Annotated in this window: 23 protein-coding genes; all 23 read right to left on the reverse strand. The window is 44.6% G+C overall.

The annotated features are described in order from the left end of the window. Positions 1–54: 54 nt before the first annotated feature. Positions 55–1,623 (reverse strand): PD-(D/E)XK nuclease family protein, encoded by a 1,569-nt coding sequence (locus L7E55_RS13460; RefSeq protein WP_277444813.1) that lies wholly within the window; start codon positions 1,621–1,623, stop codon positions 55–57. A gap of 27 nt (positions 1,624–1,650) precedes the next feature. Then, positions 1,651–2,331 (reverse strand): hypothetical protein, encoded by a 681-nt coding sequence (locus tag L7E55_RS13465; RefSeq protein WP_277444814.1) that lies wholly within the window; start codon positions 2,329–2,331, stop codon positions 1,651–1,653. A 15-nt stretch (positions 2,332–2,346) separates the two neighbouring features. Beyond that, complete coding sequence (locus L7E55_RS13470) at positions 2,347–2,571, reverse strand: helix-turn-helix domain-containing protein (RefSeq protein ID WP_277444815.1); 225 nt, start codon at positions 2,569–2,571, stop codon at positions 2,347–2,349. A 137-nt stretch (positions 2,572–2,708) separates the two neighbouring features. Beyond that, positions 2,709–4,283: a recombinase family protein gene (locus L7E55_RS13475; protein WP_277444817.1), complete on the reverse strand. Its 1,575-nt coding sequence runs from the start codon at positions 4,281–4,283 to the stop codon at positions 2,709–2,711. Continuing rightward, on the reverse strand, positions 4,280–4,696 hold the full coding sequence (locus tag L7E55_RS13480) for a recombinase family protein (RefSeq protein WP_277444818.1): 417 nt from the start codon (positions 4,694–4,696) through the stop codon (positions 4,280–4,282). The genes L7E55_RS13475 and L7E55_RS13480 overlap by 4 nt, the downstream gene beginning before the upstream one ends. A 4-nt stretch (positions 4,697–4,700) precedes the next feature. Continuing rightward, entirely contained in the window at positions 4,701–6,260 is a 1,560-nt protein-coding gene (locus tag L7E55_RS13485) for a recombinase family protein (RefSeq protein ID WP_277444819.1), read from the reverse strand. Between the two features lie 62 nt (positions 6,261–6,322). After that, positions 6,323–6,538 (reverse strand): SHOCT domain-containing protein, encoded by a 216-nt coding sequence (locus L7E55_RS13490; protein WP_277444820.1) that lies wholly within the window; start codon positions 6,536–6,538, stop codon positions 6,323–6,325. Positions 6,539–6,680: 142 nt separating this feature from the next. Continuing rightward, positions 6,681–7,385, reverse strand: a complete 705-nt coding sequence (locus tag L7E55_RS13495) for an N-acetylmuramoyl-L-alanine amidase (protein WP_277444822.1) — start codon at positions 7,383–7,385, stop codon at positions 6,681–6,683. Between the two features lie 16 nt (positions 7,386–7,401). Continuing rightward, complete coding sequence (locus tag L7E55_RS13500; RefSeq protein WP_277444823.1) at positions 7,402–8,772, reverse strand: hypothetical protein; 1,371 nt, start codon at positions 8,770–8,772, stop codon at positions 7,402–7,404. Continuing rightward, positions 8,769–9,209 (reverse strand): phage holin family protein, encoded by a 441-nt coding sequence (locus L7E55_RS13505; RefSeq protein ID WP_277444824.1) that lies wholly within the window; start codon positions 9,207–9,209, stop codon positions 8,769–8,771. Before L7E55_RS13505 ends, L7E55_RS13500 begins: the two co-directional genes overlap by 4 nt. Positions 9,210–9,289: 80 nt before the next feature. After that, the gene (locus tag L7E55_RS13510) at positions 9,290–11,761 is read right to left on the reverse strand and encodes a phage tail protein (protein ID WP_277444825.1); all 2,472 of its coding nucleotides are present in this window, start codon (positions 11,759–11,761) and stop codon (positions 9,290–9,292) included. An 11-nt stretch (positions 11,762–11,772) separates the two neighbouring features. After that, complete coding sequence (locus L7E55_RS13515) at positions 11,773–12,279, reverse strand: hypothetical protein (protein ID WP_277444826.1); 507 nt, start codon at positions 12,277–12,279, stop codon at positions 11,773–11,775. A 101-nt stretch (positions 12,280–12,380) separates the two neighbouring features. Beyond that, complete coding sequence (locus L7E55_RS13520; protein WP_277444827.1) at positions 12,381–12,629, reverse strand: hypothetical protein; 249 nt, start codon at positions 12,627–12,629, stop codon at positions 12,381–12,383. Further along, positions 12,626–13,156, reverse strand: a complete 531-nt coding sequence (locus tag L7E55_RS13525; RefSeq protein WP_277444828.1) for a hypothetical protein — start codon at positions 13,154–13,156, stop codon at positions 12,626–12,628. Before L7E55_RS13525 ends, L7E55_RS13520 begins: the two co-directional genes overlap by 4 nt. 19 nt (positions 13,157–13,175) lie before the next feature. Then, positions 13,176–13,643 (reverse strand): helix-turn-helix transcriptional regulator, encoded by a 468-nt coding sequence (locus tag L7E55_RS13530; protein WP_277444829.1) that lies wholly within the window; start codon positions 13,641–13,643, stop codon positions 13,176–13,178. A gap of 154 nt (positions 13,644–13,797) precedes the next feature. Beyond that, positions 13,798–15,714, reverse strand: coding sequence for a siphovirus ReqiPepy6 Gp37-like family protein (locus L7E55_RS13535; RefSeq protein ID WP_277444830.1), 1,917 nt, complete (start codon positions 15,712–15,714; stop codon positions 13,798–13,800). Between the two features lie 2 nt (positions 15,715–15,716). After that, on the reverse strand, positions 15,717–16,568 hold the full coding sequence (locus L7E55_RS13540; RefSeq protein ID WP_277444832.1) for a phage tail family protein: 852 nt from the start codon (positions 16,566–16,568) through the stop codon (positions 15,717–15,719). 13 nt (positions 16,569–16,581) lie between these two features. Then, complete coding sequence (locus L7E55_RS13545) at positions 16,582–19,002, reverse strand: phage tail protein (RefSeq protein ID WP_277444833.1); 2,421 nt, start codon at positions 19,000–19,002, stop codon at positions 16,582–16,584. A 202-nt stretch (positions 19,003–19,204) separates the two neighbouring features. Beyond that, positions 19,205–19,591, reverse strand: a complete 387-nt coding sequence (locus tag L7E55_RS13550; protein WP_277444834.1) for a hypothetical protein — start codon at positions 19,589–19,591, stop codon at positions 19,205–19,207. Between the two features lie 12 nt (positions 19,592–19,603). Then, on the reverse strand, positions 19,604–20,194 hold the full coding sequence (locus tag L7E55_RS13555; RefSeq protein WP_277444835.1) for a major tail protein: 591 nt from the start codon (positions 20,192–20,194) through the stop codon (positions 19,604–19,606). Positions 20,195–20,197: 3 nt separating this feature from the next. Continuing rightward, on the reverse strand, positions 20,198–20,539 hold the full coding sequence (locus L7E55_RS13560; protein ID WP_277444836.1) for a hypothetical protein: 342 nt from the start codon (positions 20,537–20,539) through the stop codon (positions 20,198–20,200). After that, positions 20,536–20,967 carry an HK97 gp10 family phage protein gene (locus tag L7E55_RS13565; RefSeq protein ID WP_277444837.1) on the reverse strand — a complete coding sequence of 144 codons (432 nt, stop codon included), beginning with the start codon at positions 20,965–20,967 and terminating at the stop codon, positions 20,536–20,538. The genes L7E55_RS13560 and L7E55_RS13565 overlap by 4 nt, the downstream gene beginning before the upstream one ends. Continuing rightward, positions 20,960–21,292, reverse strand: a complete 333-nt coding sequence (locus L7E55_RS13570) for a head-tail adaptor protein (RefSeq protein ID WP_277444838.1) — start codon at positions 21,290–21,292, stop codon at positions 20,960–20,962. Before L7E55_RS13570 ends, L7E55_RS13565 begins: the two co-directional genes overlap by 8 nt. Position 21,293 lies beyond the last annotated feature (1 nt).

Consider the following 21,293-nt stretch of genomic DNA (forward strand, 5'->3'; position numbering starts at 1 on the left):
ATGCATTACTGTAAAATCAAACAACCGACAAGCGGTGTCCGGATGCCTCCGGAATCACTGTCCGGATGTTTCCGGAACGGTGTCCGGATGTTCCCGGATTCGCTGTCCGGATAAACCGGAATACGCAAAGTAAGGCACAACATCATACAGGCTTCTTTTTTCAACAAAGAAATTATAGATTTCTCTGTAATAAACAATAGTATATTTTTCAACGCACGAAAACTTACTTAGGTCAATGCGATTGTAATTCGGTGAAAAAATAAAGCAGCTCGGAGTTTTCTTACGATATTCATCATCAGATGTAACAAATTGATAGTATTTTTTTAGCTGTGACTGTACCTGGTCGCTGTAAATATCATGTCGGTCATCAATACCGTTGATGCTTGATTTAATTTTATTTTCTATTACAACGGCATTATTTTTGTCAGAAATAAGTAGGTCAATGTTTCTCTTTTCTCTCTCAATAGTAAAATCTTTTTGTACCTCGATATGCAGAACCTCTCTTGCAAAACGAGAAAAAGCTTCTCTATTTATATCAAAAAAATAAGCAAACATATTTGAAAAAGCGAGTTCATTATCTTCCTGTCTGATTATTTTTAGAAAATTGAAATATGGATCTTTTTGAAGTTCCGGCAATTCAGAAATTGCTTGTGTCGTATTAGCATCTTCCCATAACTCTCTGTTCTCAATTATCTGATTCAAATCAGCGAAAGAATCCGGCTTTTCATTTTCGTTGTAGAATTCCCTTAATGTTTGTTTGCCAAATCCTTTATTAGTTCGGATGAAGAAATTGTTGTCGCCACTTACAGATGCATCGTCTGTAATATATATCTGATTTTTGGGCTTGATAACCTTATCTGCAACAAAGGTAGTATAAGCATTCTTTTCTTCTTGAAGACTCCCGTGATACAAGTTTTCATTAAATAAATCTACAAGACTTATACCGCCATAGGTCAATCCTAATGCAACTTGTCCTTTATATCTCTCTTCTCGTGGGAGTTTGCTGTCGGCAAAATCGAGAATCGTAACACCCTCTGCCTTGGCTAGTACTTTATATGTTTTCGAGGCAAATTTTCGTACCAACAAAACAGTTATTCTATTTTCTCCATGAGATAATTCTATCGTTCCTTGTGAATTGAGATAAATATAGTTTTTTCCATCATCTGCCTTATAGAGATTTATGATTTCATGACCTATATTATCGCCCTCTGACAAATATGCTCCAACATACATTTTGTTAATTATTATTTCACGGCTCATAGGTGTTGGGTTTACTTTTACTGTGGTTTTTGGTTTATATTCAACCGGAGCTATGGATTCATCCGATAACAGAAACAAGCGAAATCTTCTAAGATGTGATAAGTACCCACTTACAAGTGAATTTACATTACCGGTCGAGTTTTCAGAAAGAGCTTTTATCAATGCATTCTTTGCCTCAGTCTCAAAATCAGTAGCGTTCACCGCATTCCAGAACAGCTCTTTGCTTCCTTTCCTCCAAAGGTAGAAGGTGTCCACATAAGCAGTATTGATTGTTGCTGTCGAAATGTTCTGGCTATGTAGGAAGCTCTTATATAAAGCACGCAGCTCATCATACGGTAGAGCTTTCATTTTGTTAATATCCAAAGTCAAACCTCCTTTGCCCAATCAAATCTACTCATCCTCGTCCTCCTCAGTTATGTTAATGCCAAATAACATCTGGAACTTATCGAAGTTATAAGGGTATGAGTTATCACCATCAAACATTACCGGTTTATGTCCATTGTTATATTCAAATTCCAACCCCCACTGCGTACCATCACACACTGTGTATCCGAAGCGCTTAGTTGAATATCTTCTGCGCCATTCACCGATGTGAAGCTCCTGAAGTGCGGCTATAAAAGTATCCTTTGTAAATGGCTCCTTGTTATCATCATCCACCAATGAGAGTGGTTCTTCATCTTCCCATAATTTTGTATAGGCTTTCAATCCATCTGATAGTTCTACAACATAGCTACGGTAGCCACCAAAGAAACCGCCAATGCTAAAGGTAATCTTGCAGATGGCATCCATATTTGCATCAAAGTCAGCAACCTTTTCTTCTGACTTTGATAAGGTATAAGTTCCACCAGCTTCAGCATAGGCTTGCTTGGCTCTTTCCAAATATTCACGAGTCCAGTGAAGGCGCGTATCTTCACTCGGATGCATAATAAGTTTTACGCCATAGTCGGGGCTTTCCATTGTATTTTTAAGACGACCTATTTCTTGCTTAAGCCCACGTATAACGGTCAGAATCTGCTCTTTATTTTTTCCTTTAAGATACTCTTCGTAGTATCCTTCCGGGCTAATCATCATGTTAGGCCGCCTCCTTTACTCATTTCCTGTCTTTATTTCATTGCCATCGGGCAGAATGAAAGTCTGCTCAAACTTAACATTCATCACATCTGCTATGGCCTTAAGTTCTTCTAATGTAATAGTCTCACGCTTTAGCTTCTTTCCGAAATTCTGTGGGGACTGGCCTAACCGCCTAGCCAATTCGGAAACGCTCATGTTCATTTGTTCACAAAGCTGTCGTACCATGTCCGAAGTTTTCATTATAATTCCTCCAAACCTCAATAGGAACATTGTAAACCATTTGGTTTCAATTTACAATATTTACACATTAATTGTTTTATAAACAACGAAACCCGCAACTCTGACACAAGAGCTGCGGGTGATTTAGCATTGCTTAGTTATTCGTCAATTTGAATTTCAATACCGGACTTAAATTCAACTATGATGTGGTCGTCGTAAACCGTTATCTTTTCCAAGAGAGTCCTCACATAGTCTTCTTCATATTCAGTTAGCTCACAAGGCAGGTCGTTAAGGAAACGCATCAACTCATCAATTCGCTTTTTCAGATCCTGTCGGGATGCCTGCTCGTTTTGAAGGGACTGCTTCTCATCGCGCAGCCTCCTAATCTCCAGACCAAGCTCATCACCGGTATTCTTAGAATTAACGGTTGCCATTAGCTCCTGCTGCATTGACTTCATCTGCTCATCAATCGCTGCAATCTGATTCGTAGTGTCTTCCTCCAGACTGCTCTCGATATTCTCTCGTAAAAGCGGTAGGATTGCTTCCTTTTCGCGGAACGCTTCGTTTATAGCCTTTATAACTACCTTCTGAAGCAATTCTTCGTGAACAGTTCTTGCCAGGCAATCAGGGCCGTCTTTTTCAACCCTGCTGACACAGCGCCAAACGGTGGACTTACACCCGCGATTGTTCCATTTAATTCTGCGGAATATGTCACCACAGTATGCGCAGAAAACTATTCCGGATAAAGCGTAGCGACCACTATAGATTCGTTTGCGCTTTGTGGTGCCTTTGGTAAGATTTGCGCGTCTTGCGATTTCCCCCTGTACCTTTAGAAAAATATCCTTTGGAATAATAGCTTCATGGCTGTCCTCTACATAATACTTAGGAACCTGTCCCCTATTAGCTTCACGCTTCTTTTCAAGAATATCCACCGTATAAGTCTTCTGAAGCAAAGCGTCTCCGATGTACTTCTCGTTTGTAAGTATCTGCTTAATATTGCTTTCATGCCATTTTTCATTACCAGCACCGTTTAAAATCCCGTTGGCTTCAAGCGATCTTTTTATCTGTAAGAAGCTCTTACCGGAAAGGTACTCTCTATAAATACGCTTCACAACTTCGGCTTGCTCTGGATCAATGATGAGGTGCCCCTCTTCATCTTTGGTATATCCCAGGAACCAGTTGTGATTGACCTGAACTTTTCCTTGTTGATATCGGAACTGTAAACCCAGACGAACGTTGGCCGACAACGACTCACTTTCTTGCTGTGCAAGAGAAGCCATAATGGTCATGAGCACTTCACCCTTAGCATCAAGTGTATTGATATTTTCCTTTTCGAAATAAACACCAATGTTCTTGTTTTTAAGGGCTCTAGTGTAATTCAGGCAATCCACTGTATTCCTTGCAAATCGGCTGATAGACTTGGTAATCACCATATCAATCTTGCCCTCATGGCAGTCGTTAATCATGCGCCGAAACTCATCACGCTTCTTCGCATTCATTCCGGAAATGCCGTCATCCGCATAGATTCCTGCCAGCACCCAGTCTGGATGGCTTTCAATGTATGAGGTGTAATGCTGAATCTGTGCTTCATAACTGGTTTCCTGTTCATCGCTGTCAGTACTGACTCGGCAATACGCTGCGACTCTGGTTTTCTGCTTTTTGTCGGTTGCCTTTTGCGTACCGACTGTTTTCTTCGCAGGAATGACCGTAACATTGCTCGCAAGTGAAATCATTTTTCCACCTCACTTTCAATCAAACTGTAAACATACTCAGCTTGCTTAAATGGATCGATAAATATCTTTCCTGCTTTCGGCATAATAAATTTCGTAGCTGGTTTACACTCCTCTACCGGCTTATCTGCAAATATTCTGCCCATTTTTCGCTGCCGTTTGAATCGCTCTGCTTCTGCTCTATCAAAAGTCTCCTGATCGATGATTGCCGGGTAATACTTATCACCAAGGTATCGTTTATTCTGTAGTATTCTCTTTACACTTGGGTGAGAAAGCTTTAGTCCAACAGCTTCAGCTGCAGCAACGTAGGCGAGTCCGGATAGATAACCCTTGAAAATCATTCTGACCCGCTCCGCATGCACTTCATCTATGACCGCTTTGCCTTTCTCAATTTTGTATCCGTATGGAATTGCCATAGCCTCACAACCTTTCTCTTAGCGTTAATCCGCACTTTAGCACAAAGCCTATTTCAAACCTCTTGAACACGATAATGTACTCTACATGCTCCTGAAATGCTGTCTCATCAAAGTCTTTAAGAGTGCCTACGGTATTGATATATTTGATGAGCTTATTCAAGGCTTCCAGATGCTCGTTCTCATGAGCGAGCGAAGCGTATAGTGCTTCTTTTTCATCGCCAATTTGTTTTGCCTCAGCAAGCAGACCTGAATTCTGTTCATTGAAAACAGCTGCTTCAAGGTATTCCTTCGCAAATAGCTCTGTAATCTTCTGTCTTTTGTTCAAATTATCCTCAAGAGCTTCATCCAATTTATTAATTCGAGCCAGTGCCTCGCCCTGATTAAGATCTTTTAGGCTTGCCAGTAGCGGCTGCAATAACACTTTCTTAGAAAATACCAGTTTGTTGATCATATTCAAGAAAGCCACTTCAATATTTCTTTCGCGGATAAATTGCATGCTGCACTGGTCTACTCTTTTTATATGTGTTTTGCAGGCGTAAGCGAAATACTTTACTTTCGATTCGCTATGAGTTCTCCTTTTCCATGTAGCACCACATTCGCCGCAAACAATTTTTCCAGAAAAGGGATAGCGGTTTTGATACTTTGCATCGCCTTGCTTGATTTTCATGTCTTTGGAGCGCTGGTCAATCATGGCCTGCGCCGCTTCAAAATCCTCAGCACTGATAATTGCTTCATGGTGTTCGGTAACATAGTACTGCGCCTTCTCACCATTATTGATATGCCTAACGAAGGAACTGTCAGTAAATGTCTTTTGAAAAAGCACATCACCTTTGTACTTTTCATTCCGAAGGATCGCGTTCACTGTGCCCGTTGACCATTCGGTTTTGCGTCTTGTAGGGATTCCTCTATCATTAAGATCTCTTGCAATTACATGCCCGCCTTTACCGGCTAAGCATTCTGCAAAAATGTACCTGACTACATCAACCTCATCTTCATTGATCACCATCAGGCCATCTTCGTTTTTGTACCCGTAAGGCGGAGAGGCAACAATGTATGTCCCATTTTGAAATCTCTTCTCAATGGACCATTTTTCATTCTCCGAAAGGGAAATAGACTCACTTTCTGCCAAGCTGCTAAAAATTGTGAGCAGCAGTTCATTCTCCATATCGCCGGTGTTGATATTTTCTTTCTCAAAGTAAATGAACACCTTCAGCTTTATAAGCTTTCTAACCGCTTCAAGGCACTCTGTGGTATTTCTTGCAAAGCGGCTGATGGATTTTATAATAATAAAGTCAATCTTCCCAGCTTCACAATCATCGAGCATTTTTAGAAGTCCATCACGCTTGGCCATGCTTGTACCGGATATGCCTTCATCATAGTAAAGTCCGACATATTCCCAGTTGGGATTGCTCTTAATGCAAGTCTCATAATGACTTCTTTGAGCATCCAAACTGACGAGTTGTTCGCGACTATCTGTTGAAACACGAGCGTAGGCGGCAACACGCAGTTTTTTAGGTGCCTTCTGCAGCTTCTCATTTGCTTCAATCTTTGTTATCCGTTTCATTGTCTCAACCTCCTTTCTCGCAGTACTATACATCACTCTAAAAGCCTTATTTATCAAGTCTTTTAGGACATAATCTCAGCTAAAAATGGACAGAACGTTTCACGGTTTTTGACCATTATCTTGTCAAATTCACTCTGGCTAATAAGCCCCTTTTCTAAGAGCTTCTTTGTAAGTTTTTCTGCAACCAAATAATCGTGCTCGTTCTTAAGGGAAGCCTCTGTAGGCTTTTCCGCTACATACTTTATGGAATCAACGGCTTCTAATTTTGTTAATTTCATTTTCTCGACCTCTTTCCGAGGGAACATATCAATCAATACCCTCTAACAGTCCCAGGACAGAAATCAGCCGAATGAACGAAAAAAAGCAAAAAAAATAGTGCCTACCGAAAGACGAATCTCTCGATAGGCATTAAATTGATTGTTATTCGCTGTATTTAATAAAGGCATCGGTGAAGCCAGCTGCTTTGACCTTGCTGAGCATGGTCTCTGCGTTTGCCTTAATAGAAAAGGCTCCAATCTGGACGCAGTAGTATTTCTTGGGTGCAGCCGTCTCGACCGGGTCAGCAGAGGCAAGACCGGATTTTACATCGGAGCGGAAGGTATCCATCGACTTGCCATGTTTAGGAAACCAATGCATTACATCACCATGATTGCTGGCGATGCCTTGCTTATATCCTTCGCTATGGCAAATAATATCTTTTTCAGTTAGACCAAACTCCTTACATAGATAGACACAAAGTTCAACGGCCTCCCGGTACACCTTGTTGAAATAGGTGCTGTCCGAAAGACCATCCTCGCAAATCTCAAAGCCAATATGTGTGTCGTTTGCTTTTCCTCCGGCGTGCCAGCCTCGGTGGTTCCATGGCAAAGTCTGATATGTGGCGATTGTTCCATCTGCCAGCTTACCGATGAAGGCATGAACGCAAACCTGACTGCCGCCGGGCTTATCTTGATTCCAATGATTGTTGTATTGGTTCTTTCCGAGCAAACCGTCATCCGGTCCAACATAGCGCTTCAACCATGGGTTATTTGCCCCCGTGGAGTGTACCATGATGCCTTTGGGAATTATCGTTTTGCCTGCTTTGAAGCAGGCATTATTTATAAGTATTAACTTGCGTAAATTCATTAAAATCACCTCGAAATCAAATGTTGGTTGTCGCAAGATTTACAGGATATAGGTGGTAGGTAAACTTCAAATCACAGTAAGCGCTCGCCGATGTGCCATCACTTCCCATTCTGATATACAGCCCATAACCAGAAGGCACTCGACTTTGACGCATTTGAATATGAATATGCAACCCAGCGTTTGAACTGTCAGCACCGATAGGCGTGCTGCGTGAGATTCTGGTAAAGTTCACTTCATCGTTTGAGATATATAAATCTAGTTCTTTTTCACTTGTATCCGATTGACGGCAAAGGGTAACCAAATGACAATCATATGCCGTCGGATAAAGCAATCCGCCCTGTCCGCCTATAACCACGCTACCAATGGGCAATAATGTGTGCAAAGGTCCTCGGACGCTATTAATACCGCCCGTACCGGTAGCGTTACCGCTCAACACATATCTCAGATAGCTTGCTCTGGTGAATGCGTTGATGGTAGCTGTTGCAGTAGAGGTAAGAGTCAATGCTGTCGTAGCATTTTCTGCTCTTTCCAATAAAAATAGGCTCTCACCTGAAGGAATGGTAACATCACCAATAGAGAAAATCTGACTCGTCCAATAGGCTGTGCAAGCCGGGTTTGATGATATTCCTGACCCATAAGCAATGTTCGCTACATCTTGGATGCCCCTTATAGCTTCGGCAAGTTTCTTGACGGTATTACGGAGGGTGCCCTGGATTAACACTTGCACATTGTTTGTGGCAGGGCTGCCCAAAGCCGTAACAAAGGTATATGTTACCGTCCCGATTACTACGTTGTTGCCATTCGTGATGCCATTAAATGTGATGGACGCTCTTCGGCTTATCATATCCGGTGCTGTGGCAGTTTCTATCGGATGCGAATGGTTCAGGAGGACTCCAGTCCGCATATACAGATTGTCGCGCGTATCTTCAACCAAGTCGTGTGTAGTGTTTAACAGAGTATAAGTGAGATTTAACAGACTGTTTATCTCATCAATATCCAGTTCAGCTAAGACAGAAAGCACTTGGTTTAGCCATTCTTGTGCGGGTGGCTCGGGTGGTTCAACTATGCCGTCAACAAGAGCCTCCTCAACGATGGTTAATATCCGAACGCTTTTTCCGACCACATCGCCATAAGTAACTCTTATTTCTAGCTGCCCCACACCTACGACCAGAGTGTCAGTTGCGCTGGGTGACCATGTAAGAACTCCATCAGCGTAGGTCGTGATCACTGGATATGCAATACCATCGGGTCTTTTGTATATAGCATTTAGGGCGGCTCCAGGATACGTGTCATCTAATAAACTGGAAACATCAAACTCAAGGTGGCGAAAGTAGTGTTCTCCGCGCCTGCCTATGAACACAGTTACAGCTTTTGTTAAATCAATCATATTCCATCACCTGACTTAGGGGGCTCATCATCACGCCCATGTAGCTGTTTTAGAACTTCCTTGAGTTTTTCAGGTATAGGCAGTCCAATATGACCGGCATTCTCTAAAATAGATACACCCTCATTGCTCAAGTAGAAGAAAATTACTGCAGTCCTAAGGACACCACCATTATCCCCAGCACTACCCAGTATCTGCGTATCAAGGATATGGGCTACACCCACCAATGTAAAAATAAGAACTTTTTTGAAGATACCTTTCGCGCCGATTTCGCTGGACAGCTTTTTATCTACAATGGCACAGAGCACTCCTGTCACATAATCTATGGCGACAAATACTAGGAGCGCATAAAGGAAACCGTCCAGTCCACCAAGAAACCAGCCGAGAAAAGCACCAACAGCAGCAAAAACCAGCTGTATCCAATTCCAAATCTCTTTCATTTGAAATACCTCCATTTCATGAATTTGTGTATAGAAAAGCGCCCCCGCATATTACGAGAGCGCTATTGGTTGTATCGTATTTAAAGCTCCAAAATCAGGTCTTGAATCTGTTGCATCACACCCGCTTTTGGTCGCCCAGTTCCAATGGGTAGCCATGTTATGGACGGGATATCAAAGGTAGACGAGGAATCAAAGTTGTTCACTATAGTAATAACCGACTCAATGGCTTTTCTAAGCTCTGTGATGTGGAAAGGCCAGTTTTTGATGGTGCTCTTTCCAGCAACAATCTCCTCACTCCAAGTCACCTGCGACAGACTGTAATAGCTACGCACTGTGTTTACAGCAGTTCGTAGCATCTGGATATGAATTGCCTTTACATGCGTTTCGTTCGCGGTGATCGTCTCAAATGGCGGTGGCAATACAGTAAAAGTGCGTACAACCTCCGGACTTGACGACGCTATGTCACTATCAAGGCAGCGGACGGTCACAGTATGGTTCCCTGCGGCCAGCGCTGCCGATTGATACACCGTTTTTACTCCATTACCCAGATAGCCGCTTACGGAAAACATCTCAGGGTTGTCTACGCTGTTGACCCAAACACCCGTGTCGATTTTCACTTCTACAATCTGCGTTTGACCGTCCGGCTCAATACCCGTTGTAATCATGAAACGCGGTGTAGCCTTGTAACTTGAACTGCCAGATACCGGGCAGACGATTACTGGTGCAGTCGGCGGACTATTTTTCTTTACTGTACCGCTTACTACATAGGCAGAAACTGCATCCAATGAATCGGTTACGCTGATACGGTAGCGGGTATACATTCCAGCTATCTGAGAAGCATTCGCTATATATGTCCCCGAGGTGGCACTTGAAACGACGATTGTTAGAGCCTCGTATGCCGACCAGTTAATCCCGTCCGTTGAAGTTGAACGCTGAATGACATACTGCTTGATAGCGCTGGTTCCGGGTATCGTTCCGCTCCAGGTAAGAGTTACGGTGCTGGATTCGTAAATGGCAGGAGCAGCGGTAAAGGAAGTCGGTGGTGTAGGCAGTGTATTTCTGCGGACTGTGTTGCTAGAAACAGTCCAGTCTGAGTAGAAACTCTCCCCAGCTGCACCACGTGTTCTTACCCTAAATCGGCGGTAATTTCCGCGTGTAGTCGGTGGACTGACAATTACGCTGCCGCTTGTCGCTGAAGTAAACACCGTAGTCAGTGCTGTCCAGTCTCCCCATGTGCTGTTATCTGCCGAATCACTATATTGTATCTCATAGGATGTAATGGCATTTCCCGCACCACCGGATGCTCCACTCCATGAAAGGGTTACGTTTCCTTCAGCCAACGTTGCGTTTACCGAGCAAGCGGTTGGTGCTACGCAGGCAGTAATATCGCAGTAGATGCTGTTACTGATCATTTCTGAAGAGTAAACATCCAGAGTATCTATCGTCCAAATGCCAAATTGGGTATAGGTTCCTGGAATTCTCGATACATTTGGGTTGTAACTGCCGCCACTGGCCGAGAGTGTCAGAGTGGTAAGAACGCTCCATGAACTCCAGGTAATGTTATCCGTGGATGTTCTGCTGGCAATCTGGTATCCCTTGATGGCACTTGTTCCACCGGAAGCTCCGCTCCATGTCAGCGTAATCGTTTCGTCGCTATAGTTTGAAGGAGAAGCCACTGCAGTGGTTGGTGCGCTTGGTACAGTATTTCTGCGGACAGAGTTCGTTGATACCTTCCAACCGGAATAATAGCTTGCTCCAGCAGTACCACGTGTCCGTACCTGAAACCTACGATAATTGCCTCGCGTCGAAGGCGGCGCAACAGAAGCGCTGCCGCTAGTGGCAGTTGTGGTTACCGTGGTCAGTGCTGTCCATGCTCCCCATGTGATATTGTCAGCGGAATCGCTGTATTGTATCTCATAGGAGGATATTGAGTTATTTATACCGCCCGATGCACCACTCCATGACAAAGTAACGTTGCCTTCCGAGAGAGTTGCATTTAACGAGCAGGAAGTCGGAGCACTGCAAGCGGTTGTACGGCTTGCCCAGTTAATAGTCAGTACAATCTGGCTTAAGTTATCCCTTGCACCAAAGCCCATGTAGTTTAAGGTGCTGGAGCCTGCATCCATGAATAGGCAGTTGCTGGCACCACTACCGATAGAATCAATTAGCGCGGTGGAAATGGCGATATCTTTTGCGCCTTGTCCGGCGGAAACGGTGTAGTTATACCCAGAGGTAACCTTTGTGGGCCTGCTCCCAGACACGCTGGTGCTGGAACTGGGTGCTGGCATGCCAGAAGCATTTCCTGCATACAGCGTCATGGTTCTGGCGGAGCCCCAGTCACCTGCAGCTATTCTGACAAGGTGAATGCTGGCCGATGTGGGATAATAGTTTGCGTAAGTATTCCGGATGCTGGCAAGGTCAAACAGCATAGCGCCCACGTTCTCATAATTGTTAGCATCAGGATAAACACCTTGCCGAACATAATCCGTTACACCTGCGATCCAGCTACCATTACGCCATGTACACGCATTAGTTGCCTGATAAGTTGCCATAGAAATTCACCTCACTCATATACCGCCGAAACCAGCGAATTTACCAACCCACAAAGGCCGGTATTCAGACGGGTGTCAGTAATATTATTTGCGACTATTGATGTAGCGGCTGTAGGTACAAGCACATCTGCAATACCAAGTTCGTAGACGTCACTAGTTCTTGTCAGCGCAGGTGCCACTGGCGTTGCAGCGGGAGTACCAGCAACAACAGCAAGCTGAATGCTACGGCTGATCTGACTTAATCGGATCACAATCCGGTCAATACGTGGATTGCTTCCATTTGCAGTTGTCAGTGGCATATTTAAGACATCTGTATTCTCATAACGGTATCCATTAATCCACGCACTTCCTGCTGCCACATTCACAGCCAAGCCAATTGCTGGCGACACCTGTAGGTTTGTTGTTGCCATATAAAAAACACCGTTGGAGACGAGACTTCCGAAATATGCCGCAAAATCTGCAGCATCATAGACTCTGTCTCCACCCGATGAGTTGAAGAAGCCATATTTTTCAGCCATAAAAATCCTCCTTTATTCATAATCTTGTTATCCTCCGTTCGGGCAAGTAAAAAAGACCACCGAAGTGGTCTTTAAGATCTGTGTTAAATGAAATTCTCAGCTTATTGCCCGTGGGCTTTAACTAGCTCTTCGTGCGTGTAACCAAACATATAGTCCTCATCGCAACCGTTTGAGAAATATATATCCGCCGCATCCCATACGCTGAGTGATTCGCCGCTATCCTCATCATCTTCATCTGGTTCTCCAAAAGCGACGATTTTGCCGCAGTTAGGACATTTCCAGTCCCCGCCGCCTATGTACTCCATGTCATATGCGCCGCAACGACCGCTTCCGCAATTATAGGGTATCATTTTATCTCCTCCTCATCATTTTGACTTTCTAAATTATTATCCGTCGGCTCGCTTTCGTTTGGATACCGAGCGAAATTCTTCTCGCCGCACGACTTGCAGATAATATAATCATCATGGCTGCCTTCTTTGCTCTCTGGAACGTATGTTGACTCGACAAGGGGTTCTCCGCAGTTAACGCAAGTACCGACATTTTGTAACTCAATGGACTGCAGATGGGCTTGTTTTGCCTTTGCTTTTCTTTTTAGCAGTTTATAAGTTATAAATCCACCAATAGCGGTAGCGCCTAAGATAATGCCCCCAATAATCAGCGTGTTCTTGTTGGAACTTTTGGTGACGATTGTTTTTGAAATCAGGGTGTCTGCCTTAGGCTTTATCGCTACAGGGGCGGCACCTTTCCCGGTTTCTCTTATAACAGTTTTTATGGTGTCAATCCCTTTGTCTATAACTTCATAGGTAAAGGAACCTAGTTTATAATTTCCATCGGTGTATTGATTTCCGAAAAAAGGATGTCCCGCAGGAGCGCCCATAACGTTGTACCTCCACAGCTTATTTCAGTAGTTTCTTTGACCAGCTGGTCGAACCGCCGATTATAGCCCCAATGACGGGAACCACAAAGGGAATAGACTTAATGAGTATATCGAAAACACTGTCGAGTTTTGCCGTTGGCGTTCCTCCGGCAGCAGTTGCAGCAACCGTTCCCACAACGTCTTGAACCTTTGAGTAATCGTCCTCATCAAGTTCATCGTCGCTATCCAGCAAAAGTGCCACGACTTTCGGAAGAACCTCGTTATCTTTGTTGTTTTCAATTTCAGCATCAATAACAGAGCGGATAGCAATATATTGGGTAAAATTCATCGGTGTCTTTTGGTTTTCAAGATTGCTGATGGTTTGTTTTGTCACCCCAATTTTGTCACCCAAGACCTCAGCTGTCCAACCTGCAATTTTTCTTATTGAAGACAGGTTTTGTTGTAATTTCTTAATTTGTTTCTCTCGTTCCCTTGCTTTGTCAGACACAATATATCGCCCTCCTTTAACAACAAGAATATCACATATACTTTACACTGTCAAATAATTTGACTAAATAAAACTGAAGCTATGCATCAAAAAATCTGTCTCCACCCGATGAGTTGAAAAATCCACTCTTCTCCATACACTATTTTCCTCCTTCTTAAACAGTTTTCGTATACTCTATAACCACATAACCTGTATATGATGTCCGGTCATTACCAGGTTCGACAACGACATTGGTTGTATCCATATAAAGCCCAATTTGCGAGGCGAAGTTGTTGTAACGAGCAAGTGGCAGCGGCAAGAAGACGGTCCCGTTTGTCGCAAAGCCTGTTAAACTGACAACAGTGCTGAGGTTTGTTATGCCGTGGGCTACGCTTTTCGGTGTCGTATTTGTAAGTGACCCAAGATTCACGTGCTTGCGATAAATCGTCTTACCATCAATCCATAAACGCCCTGTGTTTTGTTCTGTCGTTGAGTAATCGGTAAACGCAGATGATATTTTAGAAGCGGTAATCGTACGATCTGCGATCTTTACGCCGGTGACTGCGCCGTTTGCAAGCCTAGTCGTGGTTATTGGTTCATTATTGATATTGAGCCAGTTTGCCTGCCCAGATAGGTTATTGAATACAAAAACAGAAATTACATAAAACGTCATAGTGTCCCTACTGATAAAGAAACCCATTGCTCGCTGATAGCCATAGCCCGTGTTATCCCCATTATGCTTTGTTAAAAAGACATGTCCGTTTTCACTTGGTTGATCACTGAACTTGTTACCACTGTACGAGGTGAAGTATAAAGTATCTCCCGGCACCATGTTGTACAAGGCATACTGACCGACCGATATGGTACCCGGACCTACAAAAATTTCGAGTGCAGGAAGTTTCCCAAACAGGTTGTTAAAGGTATCTGCGACGTCATCACCCTGAATTTTCGGGTCCACCTGCGCCAAGTCGCCCAGTGTTCCTTCCACGACGCTCAGGGCTTCGGCAACTTCGGATATGCCGGTAGGTGCCAATAGTGCTGTTTTAACCTCGCTCATGTCGGAGCGGACTTTCTGCGCTATAGTTAGCTCAGCCTTTCCAAACACTACGCTGATGCTCTGCCCATCCGCGTCATATGTTTCTTCGATCTCGGTGATTCGCGTAGTCATGGATACGCCCCATGCCTTGGAGATTACTTTGACGGTCTGCCCAAGGTCGAAGTCTATCTTGTAGGTCAAGTTGCCATGCGGATTGACCGATGTGTCAAACGTATATCGTATTGCCTGTTCATTCAGCTTACTCTGACCTCGAAAAGTCAGAGTATTGACGTAATCTGTTCCAAAGTCCTCAGCCCGTAAGTCTTTGGCATCCACGAAGATCTCGCGGCGAGTCTCCCCAGAACCGCTTGTGATGGCGACAAATGTACGGCCTGCGCCTTCACCCTCGCCACCGATGAGTGCGGTATTGGCGTAATCCGCTACACTCTCTGTATATATCTGTTCCGTAAGATTCTCGTACTCCTTTGAGAATACCGCTTGGGAGTTGGCCCCGTTATACAGCATCACTGTAAAAATACCTGTAGCTGGAGTGAATACAGTCTTAATGCCAATATCCGAAGAGGCGCAAAGTTCCGTCACTGAATCCATCAGATTCCGATATGATATCTGAGTACTAACAGGAATGCCCAAGTTAGGAGATGAGAAGGATATACCGGTAATCTGCCGTTCCGTGTCGGTAGGGCTGATGATATTATTATTTAAAAGCTGCTCAACACAGACAGAAAGATCTCCGGAAAGTATCTCTGTTTGCCACAGAATACGCCGGGCGAGTAAGGATGTAGCAAAACGGCCACTCGCAGTGATAGTTTCATGCTCAGATTGAGACAATTCCAGATGCTCAATGATTCCGGCTTCCTCATCATCGTTCTTCCAAATGATGTTCCCCTCTTTTAAGAGCGCAGTGTTCTCCTGTGTTGCAATTGCTTTTAGCTCAAATGAACCACACTGGGAGTAACGCCGTGTCCAGCGCAGGTACTCAAAAGACTCCACAATACCCGTAAGCTCCCGGTTTGGATTGTAGATATATAGTTGCATATTCACACCCCCAGAAACTGCGGACGATAGTAAATGCTGACTTCCAGCAGTTCCATATTGACTGAAGCATCGTAGCGCAAAGTGTTAATGCCTGCTGCAAGCTGGAAAAATACCGAATTGGTGTCCAGCAAGGAGAAAGCATTCGTTACCACAGAACCGTTGATGCTGACTACGCGCTTACCAGCGAAATGGGTATATACACGAAGTTCATCACCAGCATTCATTGTAGTAAGAAGGCGGATGTATTCCCCTGTGTCTATATTTAAGAGTTCTGGATTCGTAACAGTGCCTAGCGCCTGGAACACGATCTCGCACCCGCAGGAAACATCGCCGATGTTGTCCACCGTGATGATCTGGCTAGGCTGGCGCATTCCAAATTCCATACCACTTTCAGGTATTTCCAGTTCAAACTCGAATAAAGGTATCCAAGATGCCAGTTCCTCGCGCACTTCATTAAGCGTCTCAAAGAAGGGAGACGGGCAAAGCAGACTGACAAAAAAGTTGGGTATGCGCTGCCTGGTGGAAACGGTAAAACCCGCTTCTTCTACAACGCAGGCAATTTGCCGTTCACGATAGATGAGTGTTCCATTCAGCTTAGGGCTAAATATCTGAAGGAAGCGCTGTCGTCGCGAAAAAGCCTCGTCAGGAGTATCTGCTACGACAGTACCCTCCAGTATGATGTTTCGCATATCCAGTGTAGAGGAAATATAAAAAGCACCGTCCTGATCTGGTGCCTTGAAGGTGTTAACGGTCTGACGTATGTTGCCTGTGCCGTCTATCTTGGTAAGGAAATACGGGCGGCTTTGTTTAAGCGTAATGCTTCTGCCATCTGCATTAATATAAGTAAGTTCCATAGTCAGACCTCCTTTATAATTCAAGTGCCAGCTTACGGGAGAGGTTTTTGAACTCCCGTGCCAGTTCTTTTTCAGATAGAGCCCTTGGTGTCACCACCGAGAGATTTTGTGTGATACTTGTGCCGTTGGTGCTGCCTTGCCCGGATAATCCTCTATAATTCAAATCGAAGTTTGTAGGTACCGCATTTTGCATATCCCTTGAAACTGCTGTCATTGCATCCTCGAAGCCCACACCGATGCCTTCGCCCATATTGCGACCAATTCCAGCAAACAGGGTTGAAGGAGAGTTGATACCGAAGAAGTTCTTAATCTTCGATACCACATTACCGAAAAATCCTGAGATTTTACTCCACAGCCATGCACCCGCGTCTGAAATACCATTCCACAATCCTTTAATCAGATTGCCACCCACTTGGGCCATTGAGCTTATATAACCGGTAAAGGCCCTGACCAGTCCTGAGATGATCTGCGGAACTGCCTTAACAACCTCCACAATTATCCTTGGCAGGTTTGCAATCAATGCCACAAACAGCTGAACACCCGCTAGAATGATCTTATCGATATTACCTACAATGGCATTTACCAGTGAGGTTATGATCTTTGGAATTGCGGCTACAACAGTAGTAATTATTTGAGGAAGTGCCTGAATTAGCGATATCAGAAGCCGGATGCCTGCATCAATAATCATAGGAATCGATCCAATGACTGCATTAATAATACTGTCTATGATTTGTGGAATTGCTTCCACAACTGCCGTAATGATGGTAGGCAATGCTGTAACCAGTGAGGTCAACAATTGAATACCCGCATCGATAATCTCTGGAATGGATTCTATTAGAAAATCCACCACTGCTTCGATAATTGCAGGCAAGGCAGAAACAAGCTGAGGTATTGCTTCAACTAATCCCTGGGCTAATCCTATTATCAACTGCAAAGCCGCGTCCAGCAGCATTGGCAGGTTCTCAATCAAACCTTGAACAATCTTCGTGACCGCTGAAACTGCTGCGGGTATGAGCTGAGGTAAAGCTATGCCAATTCCATCCACAAGTGCAGTTACCAGTTCTATTGCCGCATTTATGAGCAATGGAAGATTATCAATCAACGCCCCAACAATTGTCATTAGAGCACTTACCGCCGCCGGGATAAGTTCCGGTAAGAGGTTTAAAATTGTTTCCAGTACCTGCGTGAATATATTTGTGACTAATTCAAGAAGCATTGGAAGCAAGTCTGCCACTGCTGCTAAAATTGCGCCCGTTGCTGTCGGTAATGCTGCTACTATATTCTCTAAAACCGGTACGATATTAGTGACAACTGCCTTGAAAGCATCAACAAGATTCTCAGTCAGATTGGTCATATCCGCATTGGCATTGCCAAGTCCAGCTGTAAAAGAGCCAACCGCAGCTTGTAACAATCCAATCGAACCAGAAATGGTCTGAGTTGATTCTTTCGCAAAGTTGCCCGCATACTGCTCGGTGTTCTCAAAAAACATCTGCATTGCAACTTCGGCTTTTTCCGCTTGTGTTGCGGTATTCCAAGTAAAGTCCAGACCCTTTGCAAGAGCGTAGGCTTGGATGTTAGTAGCGTTCATAGCAACACCGAGGTTATCCATCATGGTGAAGTTGCCTTTTGCTGCACCTGTTACAGCCTCCATCGCCATAGACATGTCAATACCCATGACGGATGCCATGTCCGCAGCACGTTGCATGGCTTTTTCGGTTAGTTCAAGGCTTTTCTGTTGCTGTATACCAGAACCTTGGAACAACGCACCCATTTTATTGGCAGTAGCAAGATACTCGCTTTGAGAGATACCCAGATTTTTATAGGCTTCTTCACCGGTTTTCTGAATAGACGCAGCGTATGCGCCGAAAACCGCCTCTGATCCGCCCAAGTTTTGCTCCAACTCTCCAAATTGCGTGACTACTTCTTTGCCTAACTTAATAGCAGCGGCTCCTGCGGCAACGGCAACAGCACCCATTGCTACACCGATTCCCTTGAGTACGCCACCGAGTTTATCAAACCTGCCACCAGCATCTTCTGCACTTTTACCCGAATCCTCTAATTCTGCACCAAGATTATCAGCTTCGATTGTGGACTGCTCAAGTTCACGTTCCATACCATTGAGTTCCGCTTGTGCCTTGTTCAGCTGAATCTGCCAATTCTGCGTACGGCGGTCATTTTCGCCAAAAGAGGAGGAGGCGTTATCAAGAGCAGCTTTAAGAGTAGCAATCTTATCTTTCTGTGCATCGATCTCTTTATTCAAAACCGCATTACGGGCGGTAACCGACTGTATGGATTTATCATTTTTATCAAACTGGCTGGTTACAAGGGTCATTTCACTTCCCAGTACCTTAAAGGACTGATTGATATCGGAGAGAGCTTGCTTAAATTCACGCTCGCCCTCAACGCCAATTTTCAAACCAAAATTGTCCGCCATATCTTCACCTCCTCCTATATACCCGGCGGGATAATATCATCAATTGTCCGGGTTTTCTTCGGCTTTTCAATTCCGTGCCATTGCTTGTGACAGGTCCATAAATCAAAGAATAGTCCGATGGGCATGAGCCAGAATTCCTCTGCATCCATACCCATCTGAACTGTTCCATAATAAAGAAGCCGGGTAAAGACTTCAGCGTCCGTTACCCGACTTCCACGTTTTTTGGAGTTTCCTCCTCACTTTCTACATTGCGCTTTGTGCCTTTGAACATCGCCTCGGTAATTGCATTTTTATATGCGGCCAAATCAAGCGGTGAAGTAAGAAGTTCCACCTCTTCCTCTGTAAGCAATTCTTCTGGTGAGTTCTTATTTTTAAGGTTGTGAATTAAGATTGACTGGTTTGCTAGCAGTGTGATTAGCCAAACAATCTCGTCCAGCGCCATCTCGAAGTTCTCGGATTTCATAAGTTTTTCTCCAAGATTTTCAAGCCCGCCATAACGATTTGCAATCGCTTTTGTCGCACGTGTGGTCAAAACCAATTCGTAATCTTTACTGCCGATGTTGATTGCGGCGCTTCTCTCATTATCCATAGATTAATCCTCCTAAGGTTCCGGCGTGTAGACCGGTTCGTAAACTTGAGTGAACCAACCGGTGATAGTTGCAGAAGATACGCCTGCATCGCCTTCGGTAACCTCTGCTTTCCATGGGTGCTTACCCATGCCATCCAGCTTGTTACGGCGCATGACCGTCCCTTCGATGGTTGGTGTAGAGAATGTGATGGAATCCGCCTTTGTCTGCAGATTCGTTGCGGGCAGGCCGAACTTCACGCGATAGAGCCAGAAGTACCGGTATGTGCCGTTGGCCTTTTGCGCTCTAAAGCCCACAGCAACGGGTGTACCCACATTCTCGCTGGCGGAGATCAGCACACCGTTGTCATCGGTGGATGCTCCGGTTAGATCTGCCGCGACAGTTGGTCCAATGTCATCCACGCCGAGGGTGAGCGTACCGCTGTTAAAGTCTTTTACAACTTCTGCGGCACCGTCGTCCGCATATAAAATCGCCTCGATCAGTTCCACCGAGAGCTCGGCGGTAATAGCTTTAGCAAGCACCGAAGGTACCGCATAGGTTTCTACTCCGCTAGAATCTTCGGTTATCTTTGAATAGTACAGTCTGTCAAGACCGATAGTTGCCATGTGTTATTCCTCCAATCCATAGTTTTTTGCCACATCAATGGCGTAATGGTGATATCCAGTATCGTCTTCGTGTCCGATGTACCGTCGTTCAGTCACAGTAAAATCCGCATTCAACAAAGCCGTAGTAATCTGCCTTTTCCGCACTAAGTAATTGCCTTTTGAGAAAAGTGATATCCTCACTTCCTGCACATCAAAGCCGGGGCGGTTATCCGCGTGAACTTCAAAAATGTCCGTCAGAGGGATAAAGACCAGATATTCGTCAGGTGGCACACCGCTGAACACACCAGTTTCGATAGGAATATTAAGTGGTTCCAGGACTTCGTTTAAATCAGAAAGTAGACTCATATCCTATTTACCTCCTCATCCAGCTTTGCTTTCATCGCCTCGATGCACGGCTTTCTACTGGTGCTTTTCGCGGGCTTTAAGAATGGTTTTGCCGGTTGACCCGACTTTCCGTATTCGATGATATTGGCTATCTTTGCATTACTGCTTCCATCACGACGTGGTTCGGAAAAGCCGACTTTAACGTTGTAGTTGCCATCTCTATCCTGTAAAGCGGGTGAAACCCCCAATGCTGCCGAAAGCTCGCCGGTGGAACGCGAAGGATACTTTGTGTCACGACCAACCGCTGAATTGAGATTAGACTTTACCTTATCAAGCACAACCTCACCGCCAGCCTCAAGCACACGAGGGATGATTTCATCTGTTTTATCGTTTAGCCGGGAAACCTTCAGAAGAAAGTCCTCCGGCATTTTCATAGTTACTTTAGCCACTGGGCTTCACCTCCTTGGCGAGTACTTCAATGTACATTTCACGACCCTTGACATCCTCCACCGAGGTGATTTCAAACCGTCCGTCTTCACAAGCAATAAGCTTTGAGGTCGTAACAGTGACACCGGGAATACAGCGGAAACGGAAAAGGTCGGTGGCTTCTGAAAATACAGCTCTGTTCGCCCACATTTCGGTGCCGTGCCGACCTTCCCGATATGCTTTGAGGGAAGCAACAATATTGTCAATCTCAGTGCTGAAGCCCTCCGAGTCTTTTGTAGTTACTCTCTCAATTATATCTATAAAGGTGTTCATCTTTCCAAAGCTCATA

Origin of the sequence: Pelotomaculum isophthalicicum JI (assembly GCF_029478095.1) — a bacterium.
Lineage (GTDB): Bacteria > Bacillota > Desulfotomaculia > Desulfotomaculales > Pelotomaculaceae > Pelotomaculum_D > Pelotomaculum_D isophthalicicum.

What these genes read in the sequence shown, in the direction of transcription:
- L7E55_RS13475 (WP_277444817.1), bottom strand. Translation starts at nt 4,283, where the DNA reads ATGATTTCACTTGCGAGCAATGTTACGGTCATTCCTGCGAAGAAAACA.
- L7E55_RS13505 (WP_277444824.1), bottom strand. Translation starts at nt 9,209, where the DNA reads ATGAAAGAGATTTGGAATTGGATACAGCTGGTTTTTGCTGCTGTTGGT.
- L7E55_RS13480 (WP_277444818.1), bottom strand. Translation starts at nt 4,696, where the DNA reads ATGGCAATTCCATACGGATACAAAATTGAGAAAGGCAAAGCGGTCATA.
- L7E55_RS13520 (WP_277444827.1), bottom strand. Translation starts at nt 12,629, where the DNA reads ATGATACCCTATAATTGCGGAAGCGGTCGTTGCGGCGCATATGACATG.
- L7E55_RS13515 (WP_277444826.1), bottom strand. Translation starts at nt 12,279, where the DNA reads ATGGCTGAAAAATATGGCTTCTTCAACTCATCGGGTGGAGACAGAGTC.
- L7E55_RS13550 (WP_277444834.1), bottom strand. Translation starts at nt 19,591, where the DNA reads ATGGATAATGAGAGAAGCGCCGCAATCAACATCGGCAGTAAAGATTAC.
- L7E55_RS13545 (WP_277444833.1), bottom strand. Translation starts at nt 19,002, where the DNA reads ATGGCGGACAATTTTGGTTTGAAAATTGGCGTTGAGGGCGAGCGTGAA.
- L7E55_RS13490 (WP_277444820.1), bottom strand. Translation starts at nt 6,538, where the DNA reads ATGAAATTAACAAAATTAGAAGCCGTTGATTCCATAAAGTATGTAGCG.
- L7E55_RS13570 (WP_277444838.1), bottom strand. Translation starts at nt 21,292, where the DNA reads ATGAGCTTTGGAAAGATGAACACCTTTATAGATATAATTGAGAGAGTA.
- L7E55_RS13500 (WP_277444823.1), bottom strand. Translation starts at nt 8,772, where the DNA reads ATGATTGATTTAACAAAAGCTGTAACTGTGTTCATAGGCAGGCGCGGA.
- L7E55_RS13470 (WP_277444815.1), bottom strand. Translation starts at nt 2,571, where the DNA reads ATGAAAACTTCGGACATGGTACGACAGCTTTGTGAACAAATGAACATG.
- L7E55_RS13465 (WP_277444814.1), bottom strand. Translation starts at nt 2,331, where the DNA reads ATGATGATTAGCCCGGAAGGATACTACGAAGAGTATCTTAAAGGAAAA.
- L7E55_RS13555 (WP_277444835.1), bottom strand. Translation starts at nt 20,194, where the DNA reads ATGGCAACTATCGGTCTTGACAGACTGTACTATTCAAAGATAACCGAA.
- L7E55_RS13485 (WP_277444819.1), bottom strand. Translation starts at nt 6,260, where the DNA reads ATGAAACGGATAACAAAGATTGAAGCAAATGAGAAGCTGCAGAAGGCA.
- L7E55_RS13535 (WP_277444830.1), bottom strand. Translation starts at nt 15,714, where the DNA reads ATGCAACTATATATCTACAATCCAAACCGGGAGCTTACGGGTATTGTG.
- L7E55_RS13525 (WP_277444828.1), bottom strand. Translation starts at nt 13,156, where the DNA reads ATGGGCGCTCCTGCGGGACATCCTTTTTTCGGAAATCAATACACCGAT.
- L7E55_RS13495 (WP_277444822.1), bottom strand. Translation starts at nt 7,385, where the DNA reads ATGAATTTACGCAAGTTAATACTTATAAATAATGCCTGCTTCAAAGCA.
- L7E55_RS13510 (WP_277444825.1), bottom strand. Translation starts at nt 11,761, where the DNA reads ATGGCAACTTATCAGGCAACTAATGCGTGTACATGGCGTAATGGTAGC.
- L7E55_RS13540 (WP_277444832.1), bottom strand. Translation starts at nt 16,568, where the DNA reads ATGGAACTTACTTATATTAATGCAGATGGCAGAAGCATTACGCTTAAA.
- L7E55_RS13560 (WP_277444836.1), bottom strand. Translation starts at nt 20,539, where the DNA reads ATGAGTCTACTTTCTGATTTAAACGAAGTCCTGGAACCACTTAATATT.